This is a genomic window from Sporosarcina ureae (assembly GCF_029267015.1).
Taxonomy (GTDB): domain Bacteria; phylum Bacillota; class Bacilli; order Bacillales_A; family Planococcaceae; genus Sporosarcina; species Sporosarcina ureae_D.
The window spans coordinates 64,360-78,490 of record NZ_JARIEA010000008.1; the positions used below are offsets into that span (position 1 = coordinate 64,360).

12 protein-coding genes are annotated in these 14,131 nt (G+C 38.0%); 6 read left to right on the forward strand and 6 right to left on the reverse strand.

The annotated features are described in order from the left end of the window. Positions 1 to 45: 45 nt before the first annotated feature. Positions 46 to 225 (forward strand): hypothetical protein, encoded by a 180-nt coding sequence (locus Q7P97_RS01600; protein WP_303965550.1) that lies wholly within the window; start codon positions 46 to 48, stop codon positions 223 to 225. A gap of 99 nt (positions 226 to 324) precedes the next feature. Here the strand turns inward: Q7P97_RS01600 and Q7P97_RS01605 are convergent, their stop codons facing one another. Together Q7P97_RS01605 and Q7P97_RS01610 are read right to left on the reverse strand one after the other, a co-directional pair. Beyond that, on the reverse strand, positions 325 to 1,230 hold the full coding sequence (locus Q7P97_RS01605; protein ID WP_303965553.1) for a chemotaxis protein: 906 nt from the start codon (positions 1,228 to 1,230) through the stop codon (positions 325 to 327). Between the two features lie 157 nt (positions 1,231 to 1,387). Next, positions 1,388 to 3,424, reverse strand: a complete 2,037-nt coding sequence (locus tag Q7P97_RS01610) for an EAL domain-containing protein (RefSeq protein ID WP_303965556.1) — start codon at positions 3,422 to 3,424, stop codon at positions 1,388 to 1,390. Between the two features lie 283 nt (positions 3,425 to 3,707). On the opposite strand from Q7P97_RS01610, the gene Q7P97_RS01615 reads away from it, so the two are divergent. The 5 genes from Q7P97_RS01615 to Q7P97_RS01635 all read left to right on the forward strand — a co-directional run bounded on the left by Q7P97_RS01615 (position 3,708) and on the right by Q7P97_RS01635 (position 10,068). After that, complete coding sequence (locus Q7P97_RS01615) at positions 3,708 to 4,034, forward strand: nucleoside triphosphate pyrophosphohydrolase (RefSeq protein WP_303965558.1); 327 nt, start codon at positions 3,708 to 3,710, stop codon at positions 4,032 to 4,034. Beyond that, positions 4,027 to 6,438, forward strand: a complete 2,412-nt coding sequence (locus Q7P97_RS01620) for a DEAD/DEAH box helicase family protein (RefSeq protein ID WP_303965561.1) — start codon at positions 4,027 to 4,029, stop codon at positions 6,436 to 6,438. Before Q7P97_RS01615 ends, Q7P97_RS01620 begins: the two co-directional genes overlap by 8 nt. Positions 6,439 to 6,469: 31 nt before the next feature. After that, on the forward strand, positions 6,470 to 8,383 hold the full coding sequence (locus Q7P97_RS01625; protein ID WP_303965564.1) for a DUF8426 domain-containing protein: 1,914 nt from the start codon (positions 6,470 to 6,472) through the stop codon (positions 8,381 to 8,383). After that, positions 8,376 to 9,692, forward strand: a complete 1,317-nt coding sequence (locus Q7P97_RS01630; RefSeq protein WP_303965567.1) for an McrC family protein — start codon at positions 8,376 to 8,378, stop codon at positions 9,690 to 9,692. Before Q7P97_RS01625 ends, Q7P97_RS01630 begins: the two co-directional genes overlap by 8 nt. Positions 9,693 to 9,768: 76 nt before the next feature. Further along, on the forward strand, positions 9,769 to 10,068 hold the full coding sequence (locus Q7P97_RS01635; protein WP_303965601.1) for a hypothetical protein: 300 nt from the start codon (positions 9,769 to 9,771) through the stop codon (positions 10,066 to 10,068). Between the two features lie 84 nt (positions 10,069 to 10,152). On the opposite strand, the gene dcm is transcribed toward Q7P97_RS01635, so the two are convergent. From dcm to Q7P97_RS01655, 4 genes are read right to left on the reverse strand one after another with little or no spacing between them, the layout of a single operon-like run. Next, positions 10,153 to 11,445, reverse strand: a complete 1,293-nt coding sequence (gene dcm / locus Q7P97_RS01640; RefSeq protein ID WP_303965603.1) for a DNA (cytosine-5-)-methyltransferase — start codon at positions 11,443 to 11,445, stop codon at positions 10,153 to 10,155. A gap of 15 nt (positions 11,446 to 11,460) precedes the next feature. Beyond that, complete coding sequence (locus tag Q7P97_RS01645; RefSeq protein ID WP_303965605.1) at positions 11,461 to 12,468, reverse strand: phospholipase D family protein; 1,008 nt, start codon at positions 12,466 to 12,468, stop codon at positions 11,461 to 11,463. Between the two features lie 14 nt (positions 12,469 to 12,482). Beyond that, on the reverse strand, positions 12,483 to 13,169 hold the full coding sequence (locus tag Q7P97_RS01650; protein ID WP_303965608.1) for a DUF6339 family protein: 687 nt from the start codon (positions 13,167 to 13,169) through the stop codon (positions 12,483 to 12,485). Then, positions 13,153 to 14,118, reverse strand: a complete 966-nt coding sequence (locus Q7P97_RS01655) for a hypothetical protein (RefSeq protein ID WP_303965610.1) — start codon at positions 14,116 to 14,118, stop codon at positions 13,153 to 13,155. The genes Q7P97_RS01650 and Q7P97_RS01655 overlap by 17 nt, the downstream gene beginning before the upstream one ends. Positions 14,119 to 14,131 lie beyond the last annotated feature (13 nt).

Below are 14,131 nucleotides of genomic sequence, written 5' to 3' on the forward strand. Positions count from 1 at the left end.
TCAGTGTGTAAAGTCACATCATTTTAGTGAAAGGTGGAAACGAATATGAAGAATGACGACCGTAAAAAGATTGTGAAGGAACATGAAATGCGCACGAAAGGTATTTCAAGAATGATCGATGAAGGTGGAGTAGGTGCAGATAAATACTACGACATCAAAAAAGATGGACTTAAGGGAGAATATGTTCCGATCGATGATAAGGTGAAACGGGACGACGATAAATAAACAACCCACTTAACACGCCACTTGCCGGTATCGGTACGTGGCGTGTTTTTAGTCTATGAACGAAAAAAGACCCCCGCATAAAACGGAAGTCTCTCATTCTTACAATATATACTTATCGATCTTCAATACCAATTCGGCAATTTCCGGCTTACTGACTTGGTCGTCAGCTCCGACGCTGTCCCCTTTATGCTTCAGATCATCTGTGATGAGTGAAGAGAAGATAATGACAGGTAGACCGGATAGTTGCGGTGTTTCACGCACACGTTTTGTGAAGTGATGACCGTCCATTTGCGGCATCTCAATATCCGTAATGACCAACTGGACTACTTTCTTCACGTCTACGCCATCCGCCACTAACGACTCCAAATAATCGAACGCGTCTTGACCATTTTCATAAAAGTCGAGATTCGCATAGCCGGCTTCACTTAGCGTATCATGCAATAACTTGCGCAATAGCGGTGAATCTTCCGCAATCAAAATACGTTTATCCGAACGCTCACGTTTTCCAAGCTTCTTCACTTGCTCCACGTTAATACCTGCTTCCGGATTAATATCCAAAATGATCTTCTCGAAGTCGAGCAACAGCAACATTTCGCCATCGAGCTTGATGACACCGATGACTTGAGAGCTTTCTGCGGCATAGATCCCAGAAGGTTTCTCAATTTGATTCCAAGAAATACGGTGAATCTGTGTGACGTTATGTACACGGAAGACAACCGTTTGTTTATTGAAAGCAGCGACAATATACTTGGCATCTTGCGGATTTTCCGATGGCGCCATTCCTAAAATCTTTTCCATACTGACGACAGGTAATACTTCACCACGTAGCTGAATAATTCCCTCTACCGCAAAATGCGCGTGGGGGATCGGTGTAATCTTCAATGGCATAATAATCTCTTTTACTTTGATCACGTTAATGCCGTAGCGATTACCTTGCATCTCAAATCCGACAATCTCCAGCTCATTTGTGCCACTTTCCAATAAAATCCCTGAATCCTTGGACAAATTTTTCCACCCTCTCAGACAATGTGGTCTATTCATAGTATATTTATCGATAAATTCCATAACTTGTCGGTGCGATAGGACTAGTATACCATAGAAACAAACTAGCAATCTAGGACAATAAAAATAAATCTAGTTCCTTATTGACTGCAACCGCCAATTACAGATGACTCGTACAGAGACGCTGTTTATTGGACTCCAACACCCATTCTTCCAATTGCGGAACGGTTAAAGGCTTGGAGAAGTAATATCCTTGAAAGATCAAATTAGGTTGTAAATCGAGCAAGAAGTCCACTTGTTTTTTCTTCTCCACACCTTCAATCACAATAGAAAGATCCATCGAGCAACCGATCGCAAGGATGGCATTCAGTACAGCACACTTTTTCGCTGGTGCTGGTACTTCATCTGTAAAGGACTTATCTATTTTCAGTGTCGTAATGGGCATCTGCTGTAAAAAGGACAAAGAAGACACGCCTGTTCCAAAATCATCGAGTGCGATGGAGAACCCGTAGCGTCTGAATCGTTTCATCGCAGCAATAGCCTGAGTGGTGGACTTGGCGGTACTTGTTTCCGTCATCTCTAGTTCAATACGGCTCGGATCGAATCTGTATGCATTGGTCTCTTTCCATAATAAATCGAGTAATTGTGGCTCCGTCACGTATTCGCCTGGGATGTTAATTGCCACTTGCGGCACATGCACGCCTTGTGAATCCCAGTTATGAATTTGCCTACATACTTCCCGGACAATCCAGTCCGTCACTTCCCCCATACGGCCATCTTGCTCCAATATGGGAATGAACGTCGCTGGCGGGATGGCTCCAAGTTTTGGATGCGTCCAGCGAAGCAATGCTTCTACCCCGACGAATTCCTCATTGTCCCCTCTTACTTTCGGTTGATAGACAATATAAATATGATTTTCATCAAGCGCTTTGTTAATATCACGCAAAACATCCTGCTCGTATGACATGCCATGATTCGCGGGATCAAACGTCAGCAATCCCCACTCATGGGAAGCAGTTGCTTGTTCAACGACCATTAATGCTTCTTTATATAACGTCTTTACTGTCTTATTCTTGTCCGCCTTAGCCAAGCCACAGACGTACCGCATCTCTTGGCGCTTGATAGGTAGCAATTGATCGATCTCACGTTGCATAATGACCAAGTTTTTATAAAAATCTGCCGAACGACCTGTCTGATGCACGCAAAACAGATAGCGATTACCGCTCACTCTGTAGAGTTCCGCAAATGACGGTTTCCATTTCGACAGTAACTCACCGATTTCTTGTAAAATCTTATCCCCTGCCATATAACCGTATAATTGATTGATGCGCTGTAGATCAGGGAAATTCCAAACGGCAATATCTCCCGCTGCTACTTCATCCGTCAAACAACGCTCCCAATTCCGTCGATTCGGGAGTTTCGTCAGCACGTCGAAGTACTTCAGCCAATAATCCAAATAACCGTCGACATAGGAAGTCAATAACATGCCGAGTAGCAATAACCCAACGCCCACACCGATCAACGTATTCATCATCTGCATATGCATGATCGATTCACTTACTGCTTGTCCTTCTTCTATATAATACGAAGTAGCAAAAATACCTAAGTAATGTGCAGATAGCGTCCCCATTGCCAAACTGAACGTAGCGAGCCATTTCGATGACGACGTACGTTTGGGATGACTAATTGCCTTCAGCGCCACATACGCAAACAATCCACCCACTATATTTCCAGCAATCACTAGTTTCCAATCGTGGATAATTAACGCATCCACTTTTAATGCCTTCATGCCAAGAAAATGCATGAAACTCATACCAAAAGCAATCGACGCAGCCGCTAGCGCATGTCGCCAACAAGCTTTCAACGGGGCTTGCACGAGCCAAAACGCAAATATCACTGTAAGAAAGATCGGTACTATACATATAAATGCCCATCCGTAATGAATATGCATTTCAACTGGAATCAATAAAGAATTTATCGACAGAAAATGGGTGGCCCAAATTCCGAATGATAAAGCGAGTGTCGCCAATATTAGCCACACTTCTCGTTTGAAGAAACTCGGTTTCAACATCCGATCATATAATACGAGTGCGGTATAGGAAGCGAACGCTATAACTAAAATAGATAATAGTATCATCTTAGGTGAAAAGGATCCGATTAGTTGTGTGTATTCTTGGTTGTCTAGTATCGAATTCATACGTTCCACCTCCTCATCCCTTATTCAAAAAGGGAAATTCATACTTTATAATGATTCTTATTACTCATGTCGAACATTGTACAAATAGAGTTGCTTACTATTCATTATTTACTATTCTTGCATACTAGTCAATGATTTTCAGGTAGTAGACGGCCGTTTAATTTAAAGCCACTAGGAATACTAGATATTGGATTGTTTTGATAGTAAAGCCTTTTGAGTGATCACAGCGTACGAAGGATTATGGTAGAATAAAGCAAATTACAGAATTGAAGGAGAGATCCCTATGCCCATCTATAATAAACTTGTCCGCGACCTGATCCCGGAAATCATCGAAGCCGACGGAAAAACATGTGTAACGCATACATTGAATGATTCACAATACATAGCGGAAATTAATAAAAAGATGCACGAGGAACTGGCAGAGTACGAAGAAGCTACTAATGCGGAAGATGCTGTCGAAGAACTATCCGACTTACTGGAACTGATCCATGCGGCAGCTACTTATCATGGTGTGACGGTCGAGGAACTGGAAACTGTACGCGCGCAGAAAGCTAAAGCACGTGGCGGATTCAATGAAAGAATCTATTTGGTGGAAGTTGCGGATGACTAAACTGCGCCTGCTGACGAAAAACTTGCTAAGCGACTTAAAACGACTAACTGCCGAAGCGGATACGATCTACTGGATGACCGCATTCATGATGAAATCTGGTGTGAATGAAGTACTTCCCGCTTTACGCGACGCTTCTATGCGTGGCGCGGATATCAAAATACTGACGGGTGATTATTTATCAATTACACAACCCGATGCACTGCACTTATTACATGAAGGATTACCTGCTGCTGAACTTCGCATGATCGAAAGTGGCGGTACATCCTTCCATCCTAAAGCATATCTATTCAAATCCAAAAACAGCTCTACCGTCATCATAGGATCTTCTAACTTATCGCGCTCCGCTTTGACAAAAGGAATCGAATGGAACCTTTACGCACCATCGACAGTAGACGAAGAAATTTTCGAAACATCTGCGGATGAATTCATGAAGATGTTCTTATCTCCCAGTACGGTACCGATCAACAATGAACAAATTGAGTTGTACAGAACACGATACGATGAAACGAATCGTAAACTCCCATTTAGTTCGGTATGGGAATCGAAGACAGAAATTGAAATGACATTCGGTGCAACTGAGCAAGAAGAAAGCAGTACCGTCGATCCAACAGCACCCTATCAATCATCGGTCTTAAATCCACGACCTGCACAGGAACTGGCTCTTACTGCGCTCAATCAAACGGTCGAAGCCGGCTATGAAAAAGCACTCGTCGTACTCGCAACTGGACTCGGTAAAACGTATCTAGCGGCTTTCTTTGCGGAATCATACAAACGCGTACTCTTTATTGCGCACCGTGAAGAACTGCTTACGCAAGCACAAGCTTCATTCGCACGGGTTTTCCCGAACCGTACAAGTGGAATCTACAACGGCCAGCATAGACAAGCAGACACAGAATTCGTCTTCGCATCGATCCAGACACTCGCGAGACAATATCACTTGCACCAATTCGATCCAACGGCATTTGATCTAATCGTCGTGGACGAATTCCACCATGCGGCCGCCACTACATACGAACGCGTACTGGACTACTTCAAACCGGAATTCCTGCTCGGTCTAACCGCAACACCCGACCGACTCGACAACAAAGACGTCTACAGCCTATGCGACGGCAACGAAGCGATTTCGATCCACTTCCTAGATGCTATCCGACAAAACTGGCTCTCTCCTTTCGTTTACTATGGCGTGATGGACGAAACGGATTACAGTCAATTAAAATGGCGAAATAACTCGTACGATGAAGAAGAACTATTACGCCTACAACTGCGAGACAGCTACGCACAAGCAGTACTCGATGCATGGAACGAAAACAAACAAACGAGAACGATCGGATTCTGTTCTTCCATCAAACAAGCGATCTACTTAAGCGATTACTTCACCAACGCAGGCTACCGCTCAATCGCCTTGTACGGAAACACGGACCGACATACGCGTAGTAATGCACGAAACTTACTAGAAACAGGCCAACTCGATATCATTTTTACTGTAGATTTGTTCAATGAAGGCGTCGATATTCCGAGCGTAGACACCCTCCTATTCGCTCGTCCTACCGAATCGCTGACCGTCTTCACTCAGCAGATCGGCCGTGGATTGCGTATTGCTACGGGTAAGTCACATTGCGTGATTATCGACTTGATCGGGAATTATCGCAATGCGCGGAAGAAGTTTGAAGTGTTTAATGAAAACAAGGAATTACCTACAAAAATCAGCAGCGAAACATTTACCGAGAGTGGCTATTTCGAATTCCATTTCGAAACAGCTATCATCGACTTGCTGGAAGCGATGAAACAGAATGAACCGATTCAGCAGCGATTGATCAATGCGTATTTTGATTTGAAAGCAGAACTTGGACACCGCCCGACGTATCTTGAGTATCATTTAAAAGCGAATGAAGATGCACGGGCTATTCAGCAGAAGTTTAAGACGTATCCGATATTGCTAGACTACGCCCAGGAGTTAAATGAGTTGGAGAAGGAAGTACTGACTCAACATAAAGTTTTGCTAATTGAAATCAATAAAACACTGATGAATAAAAGTTATAAAATGATTCTATTGAAGTATATGCTAACTAGAGGACCATCTGATTGGTATAAACCAGTGACACCGAGTGAAGTTGCTCCCTTCTTCCATGGGTACTTGATGGAGAAACCTTATCGGCGTGATGCGGATCTGTCGGATAGACAGGGGCAGTTACTTCGAGAGTATGATGAGGATAAGGTTGCGAAGTTGATTGCTACGATGCCGATGACTAAGTGGAGTGGATCTTCGAAAGGTTTGTTTGTGTTTGAGGATGGTGTGTTTGGACTGCAGATAGAAATTGAGAAGCAGCATGAGGATGTTTTGTTTGGTTGGGTGCAGGAGATTTGTGAGTATCGGTTGCATTGGTATTTTGAAAAAAGAGTATAAAATTTTAATTTATTGAAAGGAGATTTATATCTTGAATCAAACAACACAAAGAGAGAAATTTAAAAGTTGGATGGAAAAACAGATAAGTAATAACAATACACCTTACAAAAAAGCAACTGTTTCAGCATACACATCAGCAATAGCACAAGCACCAAACAAATTAACAGGTTTAGAAGTAGATTTACCTAATATATATGAAATTACAGATTCTATTTTATTTGAAGAGACAAAAGAAATAATTAAATCTGCAGCTAATTATAAAGAAGTAAATATAGCAGCAGGAAATCAATCATTCCATCATGGTATGGAAAAGTACTCTGAGTTCTTAAAAGAACAAGAAACCGGATATTACAAATCTCCTGTTTCAAATACCACAACCACTATGAAAGAAAACGACATTCCCAATTACAACCAAAAACCTAATTCCCCCTTCAATTCTGTTGGTGAAAATATCATCTTGTACGGACCACCTGGTACAGGGAAAACATATAGTACAACTGCCTACGCCGTTGCAATAGTTGAAGGTAAAACATATGAAGATATATTGAATGAAATTGAAATAAAAAGCTATATGGAAGTACGCGCTCGCTTTGAAAACTATCGCGACAATGGACAAATCGACTTTATTACATTCCATCAGTCTTATGGTTACGAAGAGTTTATCGAAGGAATAAAACCCGTCATGCAAGAGGATGCTACGATCGGAAACAGTGAATCAATCTCATATGAGATTAAAACTGGTGTATTTCAAGACTTCTGTAATCGTGCGTCTGCCCCAATAATACAAGAACATAATAAACTCGGTATTCGAAAGTCCCCCTCCATCTGGAAGGTTTCTCTAAATGGCTCGAAATATAAGAATTTAAAAAGTGACTGTTTTACAGAAAATCAAATCAGAATTGGTTGGGATGGATATGGAGAACTCCCTGATGATAATACTAACTACAGTGAATATGGCGGAAAAAAAGTTATCGCCCAATTTATCAATGAAATGAAGATCGGTGATTTAGTTCTTGTACTTCAAGATGAACGCACAATAGATGCTATAGGGGTTATAAAAAGTGAATACCGTTGGCTTGAAAATAAGTCTGAGTATAAAAGAAGCCGTAATGTGAAGTGGCTACTTAAGAACATTCAAGAAGATATTTATGAAATTAATGAGAACACTGTATTAACACAAATGTCAGTATACAAACTGCATAGAATAAAACTAGAAGATGTATTACATATAATAGAAAAACACAAAAATAGTTCTGTTGATGTAATACAACCTAACAAGAAAAATTACGTATTTATTATTGATGAAATTAATCGAGGTAATATTTCCAAGATCTTTGGCGAACTAATAACACTGATTGAAACATCCAAAAGAATAGGTCAAACTGAAGCAATTACGTTACAACTCCCCTATTCTAAAAATGAATTTGGTGTTCCTAGCAATGTAACTATTTTAGCCACAATGAACACGGCTGACCGTTCAATTGCACGACTAGATACGGCTTTAAGAAGAAGGTTCCGTTTTATTGAGCTACTTCCCTCACCCGACTTATTAGATTCTATTATCGTAGAAGAAATTAATATTAAATCTATGCTAATGAAAATAAACTTGCGGATTGAAGCTGTATATGATCGAGAGCACACAATTGGTCATGCCTATTTTATGCCCTTAAAGTCTGAACCGACAATGGAAAAACTATCAACCATTTTCAAAAACTCAATAATTCCTTTGCTGCAAGAATATTTTTATGAGGACTACCAAATGATTCAACTAATTTTAGGAGACTATGGCAAGACATCAGATATTCAATTTATTAAGGAAAAGCCAATTAGTAAAATTGAGTTATTCGGTGCTACACTTCCAATTGACTTGGAAGAAAAAACAATCTATCAAATTAATGAAGCTGCATTTATAACCCCTGCTGCTTATAAAAAGATATATGAGTAAAGTTGCAAAACGTTTTACAGTAAAAGAATTTGATATTCTGACCCGACACAAAAAAATAGATAATGATAAGTACCATGAGTTAGATGAACTGACATTTGACTTACTGGAACAATTTGTACTAGATAGTTCTTCCATTATAGACGATACAGAAGCGTTGGCTCACTTTATGTCTATCTCTAATATACGAGGGATAGGTAAAGTAATACGTCTTAAAAACTATGTAGGGTTACTTGTAATGAAGAACGGGACAGAAATAGAAATACTACCCAAAATCTATTCCTATAAACAAAATCAATCCGAACAAGAAACAAAACGGGTATTGCTTGAGATGTTAAAATATCTTCCAGATATACCTTACAAGAAATTTAATATAACTAATCTTGATTTAGCTAAAAATAATCTACTAGAAATATTCATTAAGATGTTTATTAATGAAGTTCAATCATTAGTGAAAAAAGGATTGAAGTTGGATTACGAAAAATTTGAAGGAAATGAACTCTTCTACAAAGGACGTTTAGACTTTCCACAGCATATTCGACATAACTTAGTACACCGTGAAAGATTTTATATTACTTACGATAAGTTAGATCTAAATCGTATAGAAAATCGTTTACTAAAAACAACACTACTGAATATCAAGTCTAAAACTAAAAATTTAAGAAGTAAGAAAGATATTTCAACGTTATTAGATATATTTGATGACGTTGATATCATATCTAACGTAAACTATGCTTTTTCAACAATATCAAATGATCGGAATATGAAAGAATATAGTCAAATATTAAAGTGGTGTAAGATTTTCTTGCAAAATAAAAGCTTTACTACATTTTCAGGATTATCGGTTGCGTATGCTTTACTATTTCCAATGGAAATAGTATATGAAGCATATATTGCAATTCTATTGAAAAGAAATTTACCAAACAACGAATATTTTTTACGTACACAAGATAGAACTCACTATTTATTCGATGATCCAAAACGTTTTTCACTACGACCCGATTTAGTAATTCAAAAAGAAAATAAAAATGTAGTACTCGATACAAAGTGGAAGATACTTAATAACGATCCGACGACCAATTATGGGATTTCTCAAGCTGATATGTACCAAATGTTCGCTTACCACTACAAATATAATGCTGAATGCGTGATCACTATTTATCCGTGGAATAATAGCTTTAATGAAAAACCTGAACTTATTAGGTATTCGGGTAAAGATTCAGTAACAGTATATACTTTCTTTGTGAATCTTTTCGATATAGATAATTCTATAAAGCGATTGATTAAATTACTTAGAGTTTCTATGAAATAACTAACAGTAATAAGCTAAATAAATGAAGAGAATGCATTACTAATTGTCGAATTATATTTAAAAAGGAGAAGTTCACTTGGAGAATTGGAATGAAGATAAGCTCAAATTAGATGGAAAAGAATTTGTAACAACAATATTTCATCCCTCAGGTAATAATGAGATGATATTAATTTTAGGAGATAATATAGATGGTAAGAATGAGGGTCTTACTTTTCTTCATCTATACTTATTTAGAGATGGCGAGGTGGAACATGGTCTTGAAACTTTAGCGTTTAACACTTCAGAAGAAGCCCTGGATTTTATTGATAGTATAGCTGAAATGTCTGCACTCGAGTTTATGTTTAAGTCAATCGGTATTAGACCAGGGTATTTTTGAAAATCAAAAAGCAGCCTAACTTTAAGAATGGCTGCTTTTTCAGATTATAATTATTGAACTAAATTTTCACAAAATCCCACACTATTAAATAGCCGTTTCTATTAGCTCTTTTTTATTGCAACTCTTACCGCTTACAGATAATATGTTGTCATTAATTTCATTTATCTGCAGAAATATTTTCTCTAAAACTTGAACTACAATACTGTTGCCTGCTAATTGTATTAACTTAGACTGCGATAGCACTTTTCTGTTAAATCCCATGTCTGCATTGTTCTCTATTAATAAGTCAAACTGACTTTCTTTGAATCCCATTAATAAAAAGCATTCGCGAGGTGTCAGATTCCTATATTTCTTATTGATATCTGTTAGTACTATATTTTTATATTCTATTATTCCCGAGTTTGGATGACGATCCTGTTTAGTTGTAATTGTTCTGGCAAATTGTTTGTTGTTAGATAAGTCATCAGTTGCTAAGATGATGTTATTTTCATATATTTTTTTGCGTGATTGTGTAAAGACAGGCGTACTTTCAATTGCTTCTTGCTTATACTTGTCAATCGAATAGTCAAGCCTCAAAAACTCCCCTATTGGAGCAATGCGTTCTTCGATTAGAGGTATTCGCTCTAAGTCATTCACCATGAAATATTCATTTATCTCATCCATTTGTTCGACATTTTTCGCTAGAACACTGACCAAATATGTACGGTTTCGTGATTGAGGTACACCAAAGTTCCTTGCGTTTAAAGTATATATCTTGTTTACATAACCCAAGCTTTCCAAATAACTTTGCCACTCATTAAAATTACCTATGTGTTTATTGGAAAGAATATTACTTACGTTCTCCATCAACAAAAAGTTTGGCAATTCTTTTTCTGTTTCAGTATACTCTTTGAGTATTCTCTCTATCTCCCAAAGCAATGTTGACCTGTTATTTGCATCTCGATCAATACCTGACGTGTTATTATGCCAATGTCCGCTGACCGATAAATCCTGACACGGAAATGAATATGTTAACACATCAGCTTCAGGAAGGTCTGAAGCATGCACGTTAGTAATATCCACAAAATTGTTATTTCTTTCAATAGCAGATAAAATGCCTTTCAGCTGTATAGTCGGTGTTGCGTTCAGTGCTCTGTTGCTCATTGCGACTTTGCCATCGCTAGATAATGCAAACTTGCTTAGAATATCGAGCAAGGACTCTTTAGTATGATGTCTGTAATCTTTAAGGTTTTGGGACCCGTTATGCATAATGTCATAAGCATACATAGCTCCGATTTCCCATTCAACTATTGCCACTACTTCATGTTCCAAGTTACTATTCTTAAGAGCTTGTACTTGACTTCCAATGCCACTGAATGTCTCTATAATTCTTAACATTGAATTCCTCCGCTCTTAAAATAATTTGTCTTGTTTGTTAAAGCTCATAATATATTCGTTATTATTTACCCTAGTTAAATAAAGTGTAGTGTATCCGGATAACATAAGATCTTGATAACTGATCGGTCTCTTTTCCAACAAACCAATACGACGCCTTATATAATCATACAGATTCATATTAAGAATATCCAAGTTACCATTGAATCTTCCTGTTAGTCTCGCATTCAAAACTTGATTGTCGTCTGTATAAATAATAAATTCTTCCCGTGGGAATACTAATGAAAAAGATAGACGAGGTGTTTGTTCTATTACTGGAGTTTTATTGTTCACCCACGAATTAATTCCTCGATCATCCCACCGCGGATTATTTTCAGGAGGTAACATGACAGTTATATTAAAAGAACGGTGATATTGGGGGTCTATATTCTGTCTCAGCAATTCCCATTTATGCCTTGCTCTTTCTCGTTTCTTTGTTGCCGAATGCTTATTTTCAATTCTTGTTGCATCTGATTTGATGTGTTTTTCTTCTTCCATGTCCCCGAACTCTTTATATTCATTCTCATAAAAATCTATGTAACGATCAATCTTAGGATCTGTACATAATAAAGAGTTTCTTTGTTGCTCTACAAATAATATTTCAGGCAAGTATAGAACTTCGGCTAATATTTCTTTATGTTTAAAAAAGCCGTTCTCCGAGAAATTTGCGGATCCTATAAATACTTTTTTTTCAGTGACACTACTGAATTCATAAACTTTCATATGATTCGGTATCCCTAGTACCTGGTAATAGACCTTTACATTATCATTCTTCTGCATTACGGATTTAAACCCCGAATGATCAGAATTTGAGACTCCTTGAAATGTCATACCGATATACAGCTCAATTTCTAAATTAGGAAATTCACTTATTATGCGAGATAAATAATCAGAAGAAGCATAACCGCTAACAACGCGTAAGCGTGTGTAGCCCCTAGTTTTCTCACTAAATATATTCTCATATAAATTTTCATAGTAAATCTCCATTTTTATTCCATCCTTTACTTGTTGACTGTTTCAAAAAGTGTAGAAACATAGCCTTTTATGCCACCTTTCACCAATTCAGGCGAAGTAGTCAGTAGTTGGGCAGTATTTAACTTTAGCACTTGGCGAAACATTTCTCTTGATTTATCTTCATACCAAGAATACTGTAGCAGCAATTCTCTGTACATTTCTGTATAATATCCAATACCTGGTCGTTCTACTAACTGTAAAATTGTGTCGGTAGAGTTGTTTTTCAAAACTTCATATGTCTCTTCGGTATCCCCTCTCCATGATAGATTGACATACCACCAAATAGTTTTCAACCAGATTCTACGCGACATCTTATAAAAATGGTCTTCGTTCATTCCCCAACGGGAATGTACTATGTCGGGTATCACACGGATAGATAGATACCGCCACAAATCATCATTAGTAGCTGCCCTATTTGTAAAATTTTCTTCCTCAGCTAGGATATTATATAATTCGAGTCCAAATGTTAAATCGAAATTGTAATCAAGTTTGTTTGCATTATCGAAGCCGTATTCCACAAATAATTCATCTCTTGCTTGAATTAATTTTCTACGAAGCTCATGATATTCAGGAGGAAGGTCTACCGGCTCCACCGATGTACTTTTAACAGTGAGCTTTTCAAAATCTCTGTTTGCTTTATTAACATCATACTGCAAGTTATCCCATTTGATCATGTTTACCGCCTCCCATCATTTCTGAATCAAATCTGCTTCTTAATGAGTTTGGGATAGTAAATAATGTAGATATATCCACTTCAAATGTAATGACCCAGTAGTTCACTACTGAAAGGATACTGTTAGATACTGCATCATCTGCAGCGTCTAAAGAGTTACCTTCAATAATAACCACTTGTTGAATGATCATCGACATGGCTTGTACCATTATATCGCCCATTAAGGATCTGCTTGCTCTGGTTTTTCCACTCTTAATTTGTTCAAAAAGTGGGTGTGCTACATTGAGCTTCAGATTAATATTTGAATTATCAAAACTATCCTCTGTTGCATCTGCCCAATTCTTATCCAGAAGCCACAATGGGCCGTCTTTTTGATTAAACTCGGTTATTGGGAAAGCAGAGCCCTCTCCATCCACTACAATTGTTAAACTATATAGGTTACCTTCGCTTAATATCATCCCGACCTGGTCAGCTTGATAAGGTTTACACTCAAAATTGTCTTTTAGAAATAAGAAAAAATCCATCTCAACACTCCCCCGCAAACTGGCAGCAGGAAAAGAATGTTCAAAAAGAAATTCAATTCTATTCTGACTATCAGAGAAACTGGCGAAGCTTACTGTTTTTTGAATACTGGAAGTTTTAGAGTATATATGGACAGCAAGACCTATACGGTTCTCTTCCACTGTGACTCCATCTTCTCCGAACAAAACAGTAGGATCATTAAATATATATTTCTGCTTTATGAGTAAGTTATTCTCAACTGGGGTCCATTCTTGATCAAATTCGTTGATTGTTAAAACATCATTAAAATCAGGACCCAGTTCTATTTCTTTTAACCCCCCAGCACTCTCGTAATAAAAGTGTGGCTCTCCTACTTCAATACCTGCCCGTTCTGACATCGCAGAATCAATCTTCCGGTATAAGAGTATTTGATTGGTAGATTGAATCATCAATTTTACCCCT

Coding starts and splice junctions, on each gene's coding strand:
- Q7P97_RS01600 (WP_303965550.1), top strand. CDS start 46: ATGAAGAATGACGACCGTAAAAAGATTGTGAAGGAACATGAAATGCGC.
- Q7P97_RS01610 (WP_303965556.1), bottom strand. CDS start 3,424: ATGAATTCGATACTAGACAACCAAGAATACACACAACTAATCGGATCC.
- Q7P97_RS01615 (WP_303965558.1), top strand. CDS start 3,708: ATGCCCATCTATAATAAACTTGTCCGCGACCTGATCCCGGAAATCATC.
- Q7P97_RS01620 (WP_303965561.1), top strand. CDS start 4,027: ATGACTAAACTGCGCCTGCTGACGAAAAACTTGCTAAGCGACTTAAAA.
- Q7P97_RS01630 (WP_303965567.1), top strand. CDS start 8,376: ATGAGTAAAGTTGCAAAACGTTTTACAGTAAAAGAATTTGATATTCTG.
- dcm (WP_303965603.1), bottom strand. CDS start 11,445: ATGTTAAGAATTATAGAGACATTCAGTGGCATTGGAAGTCAAGTACAA.
- Q7P97_RS01645 (WP_303965605.1), bottom strand. CDS start 12,468: ATGGAGATTTACTATGAAAATTTATATGAGAATATATTTAGTGAGAAA.
- Q7P97_RS01650 (WP_303965608.1), bottom strand. CDS start 13,169: ATGATCAAATGGGATAACTTGCAGTATGATGTTAATAAAGCAAACAGA.
- Q7P97_RS01655 (WP_303965610.1), bottom strand. CDS start 14,118: ATGATTCAATCTACCAATCAAATACTCTTATACCGGAAGATTGATTCT.